Origin of the sequence: uncultured Sphingomonas sp. (genome assembly GCF_913774285.1) — a bacterium.
Lineage (GTDB): Bacteria > Pseudomonadota > Alphaproteobacteria > Sphingomonadales > Sphingomonadaceae > Sphingomonas.
The window spans coordinates 198,643-212,916 of sequence record NZ_CAJYHX010000019.1; the positions used below are offsets into that span (position 1 = coordinate 198,643).

Here is a 14,274-nt window from a genome sequence, read left to right on the forward strand (position 1 = left end):
GCCACATGTCCGCCGCCCAACCCGTGAAGTTCCTGCTCGTCGACGACCTCGACGAGAACCTGCTGGCGCTGGAAGCGCTGCTGCGACGCGACGGTCTGGAGTGCCTCAAGGCGCGTTCGGGCGACGAGGCGCTGGAGCTGCTGCTCGTCCACGACGTCGCGCTGGCGCTGCTCGACGTGCAGATGCCCGGCATGGACGGCTTCGAGCTCGCCGAGTTCCTGCGCGGCAACGAGCGCACCCGCCACGTGCCGATCATCTTCCTGACGGCCGGCAGCGCCGACGCGCAGCGCCGCTTCCGCGGCTATGAGGCGGGCGCCGTCGATTTCCTCCAGAAGCCGATCGACGCGGGCATCCTTCGCTCGAAGAGCAACGTGTTCTTCGATCTTTACGAGCAGCGCCGCCAGATTACCGCGCAGCGCGACGAACTCGCTCGGCTGACGGAAAACCTGCGGCTCGCCGACCGGCGCAAGAACGCGTTTCTTGGCATGGTGGGCCACGAGCTGCGCAACCCGATCATGGCGTTCGGTGCCGGGCTGCACCTGCTCCAGCGCCGCACCGGCGAGGAGGCCGGCGCACAGGTGCGTGCGCAGATGGAGCGCCAGGTCGGCCACATGACCCGGCTGATCGAGGACCTGCTCGACGTCGCGCGGATCGACCAGGGCAAGATCGTGCTGCGCACCGAGCGGATGGATCTCGCCGATGCCATCACGCTCGCGGTGGAGCTCAGCCGGCCGCAGATCGACGCGCGCGGGCATCACCTGACGATCGACCTGCCCGAGGTGCCGATCTGGCTGCACGCCGATCAGGCCCGTATCGCGCAGGTGGTGAGCAACCTGCTATCGAACGCGGCGAAATACACGCCGGAGGGCGGTACGATCGATCTCAGCGTGCGACGCGAGGACGCACAGGTCGCCATCGAGGTCGCCGACAACGGCCTCGGTATTCCGCCGGCGATGCAGGGGCAGGTGTTCGACCTGTTCGCGCAGGTGGAACGTGGCGGCGAGCCGTCGGACGGGCTGGGCATCGGACTGGCACTGGTTCGGCAACTGGTGAGCCTGCACGGCGGAACCATCGCGCTGAAGGAAAGCGTGGTGGGGAAGGGCTCCACCTTTCGGGTCCTGCTGCCCCGCGCGGATTGAGCGCGTCGGCCGCTCCCGCCGCCGGGGCCCGGACCGCCGATCCGGCAGGCACAGCGCGCGTCGTGCTTTTGCGGCGCCTGGCGATGCGACCTCGGCTGCGACGCGAGGGCCCCGGGGGCGCGAATCCCCGGGGCGCACGGCGCAGGAACGGTGCGGCCGATCAACCGTCGACGTTGCGCCGGAAGGTCTCGGGCAGGAAGATCAGCCCGAAGACCAATGTCGCCGCGGCCACCACGACGGGGTACCAGAAGCCGTGATAGATGTTGCCGTTGGCCGCGACCATCGCGAAGCCAATCGCCGGCAGCAGCCCGCCCAGCCAGCCATTGCCGATATGATAGGGCAGCGACATTGAGGTGTAGCGGATGCGGCTGGGGAACAGCTCCACCAGCATCGCCGCGATCGGGCCGTAGACCATGGTGACCAGCAGCACGAGGTAGAAGAGCAGCGCCACCACCAGCGGCTTGTTGATCGCGGCGGGATCGGCCTTGGCCGGATAGCCGACCTTGGCGAGCTCGCCGGTGACGGCCGGTTTTGCCGGATCGCTGCCCTTGGCGGGCACCGCCGGCGCGCCGACCACCTGCGCGGTGAAGGCGGCGATCGCACGCCTGCGCGCGTCGCCGGTCAGCCGATGCGGATCGGGGGCGGTGAAATGCTTGCCGCCGATGGTGATGGTGGCGAGCGTGCCGGGGGCGGCCGGCACATTCTCATAGTTGACGCCGGCCTTGGCGAGCGCGTTCTTGACGATGTCGCAGCTCGTCGCGTCGAACTTGTTCTGGCCCACGGGATCGAACTGCGACGAGCATTCGCCCGGATCGGCGGTGACGGTGACGGGGGCGGAGGCCAGCGCGCGGGCCAGCGCCGGATTGGCGGCGTTGGTGAGCGCGTGGAAGACCGGGAACAGGGTGACCGCCGCCAGCGCGCAGCCCGTGAGGATGATCGGCTTGCGGCCGATCTTGTCCGACAGCCAGCCGAAGAACAGGAAGAAGGGCGTTGCGAGCACGAGTGCGGTGATCGCAAGCATGTTGGCGGTCAGCCCGTCGACCTTGAGCATCTTCTCGAGGAAGAACAGCGCGTAGAGCTGGCCCGTATACCAGATCACCGCCTGACCGGCGATCGCGCCGAAAAAGGCGATGAGCACGATCCGAAGGTTCTTCCACTGGCCGAAGGCTTCGGTGAGCGGGGCCTTGGAGGCGGTCCCTTCGGCCTTCATCTTCTTGAACACCGGAGATTCGTGCAGCTTCAGGCGTAGCCACAAGCCAATGGCGAGGAACAGGCCGGAGAGCAGATAGGGCACGCGCCATCCCCAGGCCTTGAACGCTTCCTCGCCCACCCCGGTGACCGGCGAGCGGACGGTGATGACGATCAGCAGCGCCATGGCGAGGCCCGCCGTGGCGGTGATCTGGATCCAGCTGGTGTAGAAGCCCCGCTTCCCCTCCGGCGCGTGTTCGGCGACATAGGTGGCCGCCCCGCCATATTCGCCGCCCAGCGCAAGGCCCTGAAACATGCGCAGCACCACCAGCAGGATCGGCGCGGCGACGCCGGCCGTCTTGTAGGTGGGCAGGCAGCCGACCAGGAAGGTGGAGAGCCCCATCACCAGCAGGGTGATGATGAAGGTGTAGCGCCGCCCGACCATGTCGCCGATCCGCCCGAAGACCAGCGCGCCGAAGGGCCGCACGATGAAGCCGGCGGCGAACACCAGCAGCGCCATGATGAACGAGGTGGTGGGATTGAGCCCGGTGAGGAACTGCGCGGCGATGATCGTCGTCAGCAGGCCGTAGAGATAGAAATCATACCATTCGAACACCGTGCCGAGCGAGCTGGCGGTGATGACCAGTTTCTCGCTTCGCATCGCTTCGTGATGCCGCGGCACGGCATCGTCAACGCTGGTTGCCATCGCAATCTCTCCTCGTTCGGCGGTTCCGTACCGCCCGTCCGTCGGGCGTTTCGGTTCAGAACCCGTATTTTCGCTGCGAACTCTACACGCTCCAGGCACCTCTTCTGCCCGGAGACCAGCTCGCGTTCGCCGTGGCGCTGCTGGATGCCGAGATCGACATTCCGGACGTGAACAGGTTTCCCGCAATGCTGAAGGCACGCTTGTTGTCCGCGCCGATACTGGCAAGGGGCAGCGCGCTTGCATAGTCGACCTGTTGGAAGGGCCCGTTGTTTGCGGTCGAGGGGGAGTGTCAGGATCCTTTTCGGCTGACTGCCCCTTTGCGTTCGGATCCCCCGAAGATGCTAGATCCTGTCCGAGGTAAGCATAACGATCGAATGCGGCCGTGCGGCATGTCCGGGCGCGGTTCGCGCCTCGGGAAACACTCCGTAACAATCCTCTCGCTTGCGCAACAAATGGTATAACGTTACAACATATCATCGCGCCGCCGAACCTCGCGTTCGTGCGGCGCTGCGATTTGGGCCCGCCACGGCCGTGGCCGGCGCCCGCACCAGGCACAGGGGATTTGGCGTTGCTTCTTTCCGTTCGTACCGGCTTGCTTGCCGGCACTCTTCCGTTCGTCATGCTGCTTTCCGCGCCGGCCCGCGCCCAGGCCGAGCAGGAAACCGGGCTGGAGCAGGACCGCGAGGAAATCACCGTCAACGGCGTGCGCCAATCCTATCGCGGGTCCTTCAAGCTGCGCGAGATCCCGCAGGCCGTCGCGGTGATCGAGGACAAGGTGCTGCAGGAACAGAACATCACTCGCCTCACCGACGCGCTGGACCTCAACGCCTCGGTCGCGCGCCAGAACACGCTGGGCGGCTTGTGGGATTCGTTCGCGATCCGCGGCTTTGCCGGCGACGAGAACCTGCCCAGCGGCTATCTGGTCAACGGCTTCAACGGTGGCCGGGGCTTCAGCGGCCAGCGCGACGTGGCAGGCATCGAGCGGATCGAAGTGCTCAAGGGCCCGGCGGCGGCGCTGCTCGGCCGCGGCGAGCCGGGCGGGACGATCAACCTCGTCACCAAGCAGGCCCAGCTGGGCCGCAGCTTCGGCTCGGCGTCGCTCCAATATGGCAGCTTCGATCGGGTGCGGGCGGAAGGCGACGCCAATCTCGCGCTAACTCCCGGCATCACCGCGCGGCTGATCGGCTATGCCGAGGACGGCGACAGCTTCCGCGACACGGTGCACCAGAAGCGCTGGGGCCTGCTGCCGTCGTTCGGCATCGCGCTCGGTGCGGCGACCCGCGTGACCTATGACTTCGAATGGACGCGCGTGGAGGCGCCGTTCGATCGCGGCATCGTCGTGCTCAACGGCGATTTCAACACGGTGCCGCGCTCGCGCTTCCTGGGCGAGCCCGGAGACGGCGCCACGGTCGCCCGGGCAACCGGCCATCAGCTGCGCGTCCAGCACGATTTCAACGACCGGTGGAGCCTGCTGGTCGGCGCGAGCCACCGCGACACGCTGCTGACGGGGTTCTCCTCGGACGCCGAAACCACGGCGTCGCGCCAGAAACTGTTCGTCGACGGTCATTCGCTGTCGCGCCAGCGCCGCAGCCGCCGCTATGATGCCGAACAGACGGTGGTGCGCGCCGAAGTTTCCGGTGCGTTCGAGACGGGGGCGCTGCGGCACCGGGTGCTGTTCGGGGCAGATCATGACCGGTTCTTCTACGACCAAGTCTTCACCCGCGTCCGGCCGCCGGCGCTGTCCGCAGCGCCCAGCGACCGCGCCGGCTATGTGATCGACCTGCGAAACCCGGTCTATGGCCGCTTTCCCTTACCGACGCCGGTGGTGATCACCGATCGCAGCGATTTGCAGGAGGCGAGCGGCGCCTATGTCCAGGACCAGATCAGCCTCACCGAGCGGCTGCAGGTCCGGCTGGGCGGCCGCTACGACCATCTGCTGCTGCGCACCGACAACGACCTGACCCGCGCGAGGAGCCGCCGCACGCGCGAGCGGTTCAGTCCGCAGGCGGGCATCGTCTACCGGCTGAGCGATCCGCTGAGCCTCTATGCCAATTATGGCGAGGGCTATCGCGCCAATGTCGGCACCGATGCGGCGGGCGTGATCTTCGATCCGGAGGCGACGACGTCGATCGAAGCCGGCGTGAAGCTGGTGGCGTTCGGCGGGCGGCTGAACGGCACGGTCTCGGTGTTCCAGATGAACAAGCGCAACGTGCTGGCGACGGATACCGGCAATCCGGGCTTCTCGGTGGCGATCGGCAAGGCGCGCAGCCGTGGGTTCGAGGTCGACCTCACCGGCAAGCTGCCCGGCGAGGTCGATCTGCTGCTCAGCTATGCCTATGTCGATGCGGAGGCGCGCTCCAACGTGCTCGATCCCAACTTCTCGTTCCAGGTGCGGCCGGGCGATCGGTTGATCAACATCCCCGATCACACGGCCAATGTGCAGCTCGCCCGCGACCTTACGATCGCGGGCCTGAGGGCGCGGCTGGGCGGCGGCGTGCAATATGTCGGCGAGCGATCGGGCGAGACGGGCACGCCCTTCACCCTGCCGTCGCATACGCTGGCGCGAGTGTTCGGGGAGGTCGCGGTCACGGAGCGCCTCCAGCTGTTCGGCACCGTCTCCAACCTGTTCGACGCAGCCTGGTACGCGAACAGCTACACCCAGCTATGGGTGCAGCCCGGCGCGCCGCGCACCGCAACGATCGGCCTGCGCGCGACCTTCTGAGCGCGCAGCCAGACCCCGGAACCATCAAGAGTATCGCGACCATGATTCCCTCGTGCCCCCGCCTGGCGACGTTCGCCGCCATTCTGCTCTGTGCGAGCGCCGCGCCGGCTGCCGCGCAGGACGTGCTCGACCTGCCGCCGGCGCTTCCCTGGTCCGGCAAGAGCGCGGCGCTGGTCGCGAAGCCCGGCGATCCATGGATCACGCCGGCGGAAGCCGCCGGCTTTCGCACGACGCCGCGGTATTCCGAGGTACGGGCCTGGCTGGAACGGCTCGACGCGGCGTCGGACCTGATCACGCTGCACGGCTTCGGCCGCACGGGGCAGGGCCGCGAAATGCTCTATGTGCGCGCCAGCAAGGGCGGGGGACCCAAGCCGGTCGTGCTGGTCCAGGGCGGCATCCATTCGGGCGAGATCGACGGCAAGGATGCCGGGCTGATGCTGCTGCGCGACATCGCGCTGCGCGGCAAGGCGGAGCTGCTCGACAAGGTCGATCTCGTCTTCGTGCCGATCTACAATATCGACGGGCACGAGCAGCTGAGCCGCTGGAACTTCGTGCATCTGCGCGGCCCGGCCGAAAAGGGTGCGGAGGCGAACGCCCGCAATATCGACCTGAACCGCGATTACGCCAAGGTCGACGCGCCGGAAACGCGCGCGATGATCGGGCTGATCCGCCAGCTCGATCCGATCCTCTATGTCGACTGCCATGTCAGCGAAGGCTTCGACATGCAGTATGACATCACCTTCACCTATGCCGGCTGGGGCAAATATGCCCGCCACCGCGCCACCGCAGACTGGCTGGAGCAGCGCTTTGGCCCCGCCGCAATGCAGGCGCTTACCGCCGCGGGCCACACGCCGATTATCTATCCCAGCCCGATCGACACGCGCGTGCCGAGCAAGGGCATCCGCTATAGCCCCGAGGGACCCCGCTATTCGACCGGCTATGGCGATTTCATCGGCATGCCGACGGTGCTGGTCGAGAACCACATGCTCAAGCCCTATCGCCAGCGCGTGCTCGGCACCTATGTGCTGCTGGAAGCGGCGCTGCGGATCGCCGGGGCCGATGCGGCGCGGATCACCGAGGCCAAGGCGAAGGATCGTGCCAGCCGCCCGACCGAACTGCTCACTCGCTGGACGCCCGCCGAACAGCCCATCGGCTGGATCGAGCAGTTCAAGGGGGTCGCGTTCGACATGGTGCCGTCTCCGGCGTCCGGGCGGCCGGAGCAGCGCTGGACCGGCAAGCCGATCACCTTCCGCATGCCGATCATCGGCCAGCGCCCGACGGAGAGCGTGCGCCTGCCCAAGGCGTGGTGGATCCCGCCCGAACAGGCGGAAGTGATCGATCGCCTGCGCGTCCACGGCATCGCCTTCGAGACGATCGCTGCGCCGCGCACGCTGCGGCTCGACCGGGTGCGGCTGGTGGATGCCAGGCTCGCCCAGCCCAAGGAGGGCAGGGTGCCGATCACGGCCGGCTTCGTCCACGAGACGGTTGCGCAGGCGCTGCCGGCGGGCAGCGTCCGCGTACCTGCCGATCAGCCGCTGGGACTGCTGGCAGCCGCGCTGCTGGAGCCGGAGAGCCAGGACTCGTTCCTCGCCTGGGGGTTCTTTCCCGAGATGCTGTCGCCCGCGCCGAATACCGATGCCTATATCCTGGCAGCACTTGGCGAGCGGCTGCTGGCAACGGACAAGGCGATCAAGACGGCATTCGAGGCGAAGCTGAAGGCGGAGCCCGCCTTCGCGGCCGATCCGGATGCGCGGCTGGCCTGGTTGTACGCGCATGCCGGGCCGGGCCATGCGCATCTGTCGCACTATCCGATCGCCCGGGAGCTGGACTGACCAGCGAAGCGGCCGGTGCGGGCGGAGCAGCGGCGGCCGGCGGTGACGCGTGCCGATCGCGGTGCGGCCCCTCTCCGGCACGGGCGGGCCGTTTCTCATCGAGTGTCGATGGCAGCACCTGCTGTCACGGATGTGTCAGAACAACCCGTCGTCCTCCTCGTCATCACCGTGATCTTGGACGGGCTGCGGGCCGTCGGGCGAAAGGACGGCAAAGTTCTGGTGCACGGCGCGCTCGCCCGCCATGGTGTAGGTGCGGGCGAGTTGATCCAGCAGCGGCACGAGCAACGCTGTCGTCGCTTCGTCGGGAAGCTCGCAGCGCGTGCCCAGCAAAGCAAGTTGCCCGGCGGCTTGGCGCAGAAGCTCGCCATATTCGGCCTCGCAGTCCATCGTCCGGCTGGTGGTGTCGATGATGCTGCGCACCGAAGCCGCGTGCGCGTCGAGCCCGTCCATGCCCTCGCGCATGCGGACGGCACCGGCATGGATGCAGGCGAGGGAGGTGGTGAGCGCTTCTGCAGGATCCACCGTCGGCTCCGCATCAGGGTCGCGCAAGGCGGCTACCGCACCGACCAGCGTTTCGACCGAGGCCCGGATCGCGCCCGATACATTCGCCAGAATGGTCGCGAAGCCGCGGATCTCGGAGGCGACCATTGCCAGCGCCTTGCCCTCGTCCCCGAGACGGTGGCAGCGCAGATCGGTGTTCCACGCCATCAGGTGCACGTCTTCATTGACGCGGTGGACGATGCGCAGCCGCCCCGCCAGCCGCTCTGCGCTTGCGGAGGTGGAGGCGCCGAGTTGCTGGGCGCGGGCATCCGCGTCGCGGAGCTTGGTGGTGACCGCACGCACGTCCGCCACGCTCTGCTCGAGCGCCGCGAGAAACGCGGCCTTGTCGTCGCCGCTCCGCGCTCCCGCGCCCTCGGCCTTGATTTCGAGGAGTGCGGCGGTGCTGGGCGCGATGCCGGCCAGGCTATCCGTGAGCCGCAACGATTCGCGGTGGAAATCGGCGATCGCCGCGTCCGCCTGCGCGGCAAGCAGCGCAAGCATGTGACCGCTCGCCTGCAGCACCGCAGCGGGGGCCGCCGGGTCGCCCTGCTACCGCAGTTCGACGACGACGCGCAGGCCAGCGGCGATATGTTCGAGCCGCTGCCGGGTGATGTCGCCGATCTGCATCGCCCCGATCGCACCTGCCACCTTGGCGCGGATGTCACGCGCAGCGTCGGCAATGCGCACCGCGCGCGCGGCATCTTCCAGCTGGTGGCGCTGGAGCGCGGCGGCGTCCGCCGCGAGCTTGCGCGGCACTTGCGGAATCACGCGCGCACATTCCTCGCCGAGCTGCCGGTCGACCTCGAGCAGCGCCGGAATGCTGGCGATCAGCTGTTCGATGTCGTCCCCGATCCCGCCGATCTCGCGCTCGCCCACGTCCAGCCGGGCGGACATGGTGTCGGCGAAGGCGGAAAAGCCGTTCTGGCCGGCGGCGGCGACACGGATGTTGAGCCCGCAGATGCGCAGGAAATCGAGCGTGCGCATCACCTGGCCGATCTGGTGTCTCAGCGGCTGCGCGCCCCGGGCGATCCGTTCCAGTCCCTCGCGGCGGGCGGTCTGCACCTGGGGCAGCCGCTCCAGCCGATCGGCGGTCGCCTGCATGTTGCCGATCGCGGCCTCTGCGGCATCTTGCCCGAGCGCGTTGATGACGCTCTCCAGCTCCGCCACCAGCTGTTCGACGATCACGTGCGCCTGCGCCAGTGCCTCCCCGGCGGCGACGAACCGGGCATCCAGCCCGGCGGCGACGCGGGTGATCGTCGCCTCGATCGCGGGGAGCGAGAGCTCGTTCTCGGGATCGGGCTCAGGTGCTGCGCCGACGTACAAGGCGGCCTCCTTTCCTGGCGTTCATCGGTTGGCTGCCGCGAGCAGTTCGCTGGCGATGTTGCCGAGCGGGATCACCCGCTCCGCCGCATCCCGGGCGATCGCCTCCTTGGGCATGCCGAACACGACCGAGGTCGCCTCGTCCTGCGCGAAGGTGCGCGCACCGGCCTGGCGCATCTCAAGCAGACCGCGGGCGCCGTCGTCGCCCATGCCGGTCATGATGATGCCTACCGCATTCGAGCCCGCCGCGCGGGCTGCCGAGCGGAACAGCACGTCCACGGACGGGCGGTGCCGCGAGACCAGCGGTCCGTCGCGAACCGAAACATAGTAGCGCGCGCCCTGTCGTTCGAGCATCAGATGCTTGCCGCCCGGCGCGATCAGTACCTGGCCACGCAGCACCGGATCACCGTTCGCCGCCTCCTTGACGTCCACCTCGCAGAGACTGTCCAGCCGCTGGGAGAAGGCGCGGGTGAAATGCTCGGGCATGTGCTGGACGATGACGATGCCGGGCGAATTGGAGGGCAGCGCCTCCAGCACCTCGCGCAACGCCTCGGTACCGCCGGTCGAGGCGCCGATGCAGACGACCATCTCGGTCGTGCGGCTCATCGGGCGATTGTCCGGCGGCGGCAGCATCACGTCGGCGGTGAGCTTCTTCGGCGGCGCCTCGCTGCGGAACGACGGGGCGGCGCGGCCGCGCACCTTGGCCCGCGCGGCGGCCTTCACCACGTCGCGGATCTGGAGGTGATGTTCTGCGAGATGATCGGCAACGCCGTAGCGCGGCTTGAGGATCACGTCGACCGCGCCCGCCTCCATCGCCTGGAGCAACGTGTCCGAACCGTCCTCGGTCAGCGACGAGCACATCACCACGGGGATCGGGCACTGCGACATCAGCTTCTTGAGGAAGGTGATCCCGTCCATCCGCGGCATCTCGACGTCGAGGGTGATGACGTCGGGCACCGTGTCCTGGATGCGCCGTGCCGCGCTGAACGGATCTGCCGCGGTGCCGATCACTTCGATCGCGGGATCCTCGCCCAGGATCGAGGCCATGGTCTGGCGCACGCTGGCCGAATCGTCGACGATAAGCACGCGGATCTTGCCGCCGGTCATGCCTGCCTCCTCTGGAAGACGGTGCTGCCCACGGGCGTGAGCGGCAGGCCCATGCCATGGACGGATTCCGAATGGCCGAGGAAGAGATATCCGTTCGGCGCCAGGCAATCGAGCAGCCGGGTAAGGACGGCGCGCTGCGTTGGCTTGTCAAAATAGATCAATACGTTGCGACAGAAAATCAGGTGCATCGGTTCGCCCACCGGATAGCTTTCATCCATCAGGTTGAGGCGGGCAAAGCCGACCGTGCTGCGCAGCTCCGGGGCGATCCGCACCTCGCGGCGACGGCGATCCGTGGGCAGGCGAACATAGGCGCGCTGCAGCGCCGTCGGCACCGGGGCCAGCATGTCTGCCGGGTAGATGCCCTTGCGCGCGGTGGCGAGCACGTCGGTGTCGATGTCGGTCGCCAGAATGCCGAAGTCGAAGCCGCCATAGCGCCCGGCATGGTCGTCGAGCACCATGGCCAGTGTGTAGGGTTCCGCCCCGATCGAGCAGGCGGCGCTCCAGACCCGCAACGAGCGGACGCCCTGCTCGAGCAGCGTGGGCAGCGCCGTCTCCACCAGAAAGTCGAAATGCGCCGGCTCACGGAAGAAGTCGGTCTTGTTGGTGGTGACGGCGTTGATCAGCAGCGGGATTTCCGTCGCGGCGAGCGTTCCCGCGAAAAGCGCCTCGCAATAGGCGTTGAGCGTGTCGATCCCCACCGCCTGCAGCCGGCGCCGCAGCCGGCCCTCGACCATCGTCTTCTTCGGGTCGGGCAGCTTGATGCCGGCTACCTCGTAGACATACTGGGCCAGCCGCGCGAAATTGCGTGCGCTCAGCGTATCGGCGCGGGCGGCGACGAGGGCGTGGGCGGCGGTCACGCAGCGGGCACCCGCAGCTTGATCAGGCCGCCGCGGCCGGGCGGTCGAGCACCCCGGCTTCGGCGGACGAGAAGATCCGGCCCATCTCGACCAGCACGACGAAGCCATCGGCGCGCCGGAAGACGCCGCCGATATAGTCGGACGGCCAGCGGACGCCGATATCGGGCGCCGCCTCCAGCTGATCGGTGGCGACGCTGCACACTTCGAGCACGCGATCGACGACGAGCCCGAGCATCAGCACCCGGTCGCCGATCGGCACGTCGACCACCAGGATCCGCGTGCTCGGCGTCGGCTCGGTGGCGGGCAGGCCGAGGCGGAGGCGCAGATCCACCGTCGTTACGCCTTGCCCGCGCATGTCGGTGAGGCCCAGCAGATAGTCGGGGCCGTTGGGCACGCGGAAGGTCTCGCGATAGTCGAGGATCTCGCGGACGAGCGAGACCGGCACCGCGAATACTTCCGCGCCCAGGCCGAAGGTGACGATCTGCAGCTCGGCCCCGCCGGTCATGCCGCCTGCACTCCGAAATCGGAGTCGTCGGCATCCGGGCCGCCGCTGTGCAGGTCGAGCGCGAAGCCGTGCGCACGTGCCTGCTGCTCGGCCACCGACGGGCCGCGGGGCGCGGCCTTGGGTGCCTTGGCGGCGGGCCGGCTGCGCGGTGCTTCGGCGGCGCGGGGGCGCGCTGCCTTGGGCACGTCGCGCTGGCCGCCACCCTGCAGCTGGAAATAGGCGATGCTGGCCTGCAACTCGTCCGCCTGGGCCGCGAGCTCAACCGAGGTCGCCGAGATTTCCTCGGAGGCGCCGGCATTCTGCTGAGTCACCTGGTCGAGCTGCTGGATCGCCTTGTTGATCTGCACGGCACCGATGTCCTGCTCCCGGCAGGCGGCGCTGATCTCGCTGACCAGCTCGGCGGTGCGGCGAATGTCCGGCACCAGCTTGCGCAGCATCTCGCCGGCTTCGACCGCGGCCTTGACCGTCTCGGACGAGACCGAGCTGATCTCGGCGGCGGCACCCTGGCTGCGCTCGGCCAGCTTGCGCACTTCCGAGGCGACCACGGCGAAGCCGCGGCCATGCTCGCCGGCGCGCGCGGCTTCCACCGCGGCATTGAGCGCCAGCAGATCGGTCTGGCGGGCGATTTCCTGCACGATGCCGATCTTCTCGGCAATCGTCCGCATGGCGCCTACCGCGCGCTCGACCGCCTCGCCGCTGCTTTCGGCGGAGAGCGCCGACTGGCGCGCCATCTTCTCGGTCTGCACGGCGTTTTCGGTGTTCTGGCGGATATTCGCCGCCATCTGCTCCATCGAGGCGGAGACCTCCTCGGTCGCGGCGGCCTGTTCGGTCGCGCCCTGCGACAGCTGCTCGGAGCTCGCCGAAAGCTCCTGGCTCCCCGAAGCGACCTGTTCGGCCGAGGTGCGGGTATCGGCGATGATCACGCGCAGCCGGTCGATCATGCGGACCAGCGATTTGCCGAGCATGTCGTCGTCGCACAGCGGCTTGTGGTTGATCGTGAGGTTGCCCTCCGCGATCTTGTTGGCGAGATCGGCGGTGACGCGGAGATTGTCGATCAGCAGGTTGATCGCGTCGCGCATGCGGCGGTGATCGCCTTCGCACGTCATGTCGAACCGCGCACGCAGGTCACCCGAGCTGACCAGGCCGAGAACGCGATTGCCTTCCACGAGGGGGATGACGATCGCATCGAGCATGCCGTTGATGCCGGAGATCAGCGACGCGAAATCGCCGACGAAGCGCTTCTCGTTGCCGCGCTCGTTGAGCTGGCCGGCAGTGGTGGCTGCGATCAGCCGCTGCACTTCCACCGTGATCTCGATCAGGTTCTTGCGGAGCGTCTCGACCGTGTCGTTGATGAACGCCTTCTTGCCCGGAAACTGCTCGAGCGGCGCTTCGAAATTGCCTTCGCCGAACTGCTTGATGCACGCCATCGCCTGCTTCTTCACGGCGATATGGGCGGCGACCATCTCGTTGACGCCCTTGGCCATCACGGCAAAGTCGCCCGGGAATTTGTTCACGGCAAGGAAGACGTCGATGTCTCCCTTCTCGTGCTCGGAGTACATCTGCTGCATCTCGCTGAGGATGCTCTTGAGGTTGGACCGCAGCGTCTCGATGATGTCGTTGATAAACGCCTTCTTGCCGGGCAGCCGCTCGAGCTTGGCCTCGAAATCGCCATTGCCGAATGCCTCGACACAGGCCATCGCCTTCTTCTTCACGGCGATGTGGCTGGCGACCAGCGCGTTCACGCGATTGGCGATCGCGGCGAAGCTGCCCTGAAACTCCTCGACCGGCAGTATCACGTCGATATCGCCTCGGTCGTGCTCGGCCTGCATCTCCGCGACACGCTCGCCCAACGCCTGTACCGGCCGGGCGGCCTTGTCGAGCAGGCTGTTGATCGCGACGAGGATCTCGCGCGTCTGCCCTTTCGTCAGCGAGGGATCGGTCCGCTCGCTGATATCGCCGCGCGCCATCGCGCTCTCCACGCGCGCGAGCTCCGCCAGAACGGTATTGCCCGCCACGCCACCAAGAATATTGATCGACATAAACATCCTCTCGTCACAGCTTTTCGAAGTCAGTTTCCGGATAATCGCGAAGGGGTTATCCGGCTTCGGCGTGGATCCTCAGGCGAACTGCAGCCGCCCGCACCAGCTGGGCGCCATGCGTCGACCACGGCATCGGCAGCGGGGTGCGGCAACGGGTCATGCGCCGGCCCCGACGGTTGCCTTGCCGATGAAGGCGGCGAAGATGGCGTGGAGGTCCGGCAGGACGACGACACCGTCGTCGCGGCGGACCAGGGTGCGGACGAACTGGCGGCGCCAGCGCATGCCGACGGTGGGGGGCTCCTCGCTTGCGGTTTCGGCA

General features: G+C 67.9%; 10 protein-coding genes. 3 read left to right on the top strand and 7 right to left on the bottom strand.

Going from position 1 to position 14,274, the window contains the following annotated elements; genetic code table 11:
• The first annotated feature begins 5 nt into the window (after positions 1–5).
• Positions 6–1,139 (top strand): hybrid sensor histidine kinase/response regulator, encoded by a 1,134-nt coding sequence (locus tag QZ670_RS09020; RefSeq protein ID WP_294254074.1) that lies wholly within the window; start codon positions 6–8, stop codon positions 1,137–1,139.
• A 160-nt stretch (positions 1,140–1,299) separates the two neighbouring features.
• Here the strand turns inward: QZ670_RS09020 and QZ670_RS09025 are convergent, their stop codons facing one another.
• The gene (locus QZ670_RS09025; RefSeq protein WP_294254077.1) at positions 1,300–3,033 is read right to left on the bottom strand and encodes an MFS transporter; all 1,734 of its coding nucleotides are present in this window, start codon (positions 3,031–3,033) and stop codon (positions 1,300–1,302) included.
• Positions 3,034–3,652: 619 nt separating this feature from the next.
• Here QZ670_RS09025 and QZ670_RS09030 point away from each other — a divergent pair.
• Positions 3,653–5,755, top strand: a complete 2,103-nt coding sequence (locus QZ670_RS09030; protein ID WP_294254079.1) for a TonB-dependent receptor — start codon at positions 3,653–3,655, stop codon at positions 5,753–5,755.
• Positions 5,756–5,796: 41 nt separating this feature from the next.
• Positions 5,797–7,587, top strand: a complete 1,791-nt coding sequence (locus QZ670_RS09035) for a M14 family metallopeptidase (protein ID WP_294254081.1) — start codon at positions 5,797–5,799, stop codon at positions 7,585–7,587.
• A 135-nt stretch (positions 7,588–7,722) separates the two neighbouring features.
• Here the strand turns inward: QZ670_RS09035 and QZ670_RS09040 are convergent, their stop codons facing one another.
• From QZ670_RS09040 to QZ670_RS09065, 6 genes are read right to left on the bottom strand one after another with little or no spacing between them, the layout of a single operon-like run.
• A complete protein-coding gene (locus QZ670_RS09040; RefSeq protein WP_294254082.1) occupies positions 7,723–8,628 on the bottom strand; it encodes a hypothetical protein in 906 nt (301 codons plus the stop codon).
• Between the two features lie 48 nt (positions 8,629–8,676).
• A complete protein-coding gene (locus QZ670_RS09045) occupies positions 8,677–9,450 on the bottom strand; it encodes a hypothetical protein (protein WP_294254084.1) in 774 nt (257 codons plus the stop codon).
• A 21-nt stretch (positions 9,451–9,471) separates the two neighbouring features.
• Positions 9,472–10,554 carry a chemotaxis response regulator protein-glutamate methylesterase gene (locus QZ670_RS09050; protein ID WP_294254087.1) on the bottom strand — a complete coding sequence of 361 codons (1,083 nt, stop codon included), beginning with the start codon at positions 10,552–10,554 and terminating at the stop codon, positions 9,472–9,474.
• Complete coding sequence (locus QZ670_RS09055) at positions 10,551–11,411, bottom strand: protein-glutamate O-methyltransferase (RefSeq protein WP_294254089.1); 861 nt, start codon at positions 11,409–11,411, stop codon at positions 10,551–10,553. Before QZ670_RS09055 ends, QZ670_RS09050 begins: the two co-directional genes overlap by 4 nt.
• 22 nt (positions 11,412–11,433) lie before the next feature.
• Positions 11,434–11,916: a chemotaxis protein CheW gene (locus QZ670_RS09060; protein WP_294254093.1), complete on the bottom strand. Its 483-nt coding sequence runs from the start codon at positions 11,914–11,916 to the stop codon at positions 11,434–11,436.
• Positions 11,913–13,955 carry a methyl-accepting chemotaxis protein gene (locus QZ670_RS09065; RefSeq protein WP_294254096.1) on the bottom strand — a complete coding sequence of 681 codons (2,043 nt, stop codon included), beginning with the start codon at positions 13,953–13,955 and terminating at the stop codon, positions 11,913–11,915. The genes QZ670_RS09060 and QZ670_RS09065 overlap by 4 nt, the downstream gene beginning before the upstream one ends.
• Positions 13,956–14,274 lie beyond the last annotated feature (319 nt).

Coding starts and splice junctions, on each gene's coding strand:
- QZ670_RS09060 (WP_294254093.1), bottom strand. CDS start 11,916: ATGACCGGCGGGGCCGAGCTGCAGATCGTCACCTTCGGCCTGGGCGCG.
- QZ670_RS09030 (WP_294254079.1), top strand. CDS start 3,653: ATGCTGCTTTCCGCGCCGGCCCGCGCCCAGGCCGAGCAGGAAACCGGG.
- QZ670_RS09065 (WP_294254096.1), bottom strand. CDS start 13,955: ATGTCGATCAATATTCTTGGTGGCGTGGCGGGCAATACCGTTCTGGCG.
- QZ670_RS09020 (WP_294254074.1), top strand. CDS start 6: ATGTCCGCCGCCCAACCCGTGAAGTTCCTGCTCGTCGACGACCTCGAC.
- QZ670_RS09025 (WP_294254077.1), bottom strand. CDS start 3,033: ATGGCAACCAGCGTTGACGATGCCGTGCCGCGGCATCACGAAGCGATG.
- QZ670_RS09050 (WP_294254087.1), bottom strand. CDS start 10,554: ATGACCGGCGGCAAGATCCGCGTGCTTATCGTCGACGATTCGGCCAGC.
- QZ670_RS09040 (WP_294254082.1), bottom strand. CDS start 8,628: ATGCTTGCGCTGCTTGCCGCGCAGGCGGACGCGGCGATCGCCGATTTC.
- QZ670_RS09035 (WP_294254081.1), top strand. CDS start 5,797: ATGATTCCCTCGTGCCCCCGCCTGGCGACGTTCGCCGCCATTCTGCTC.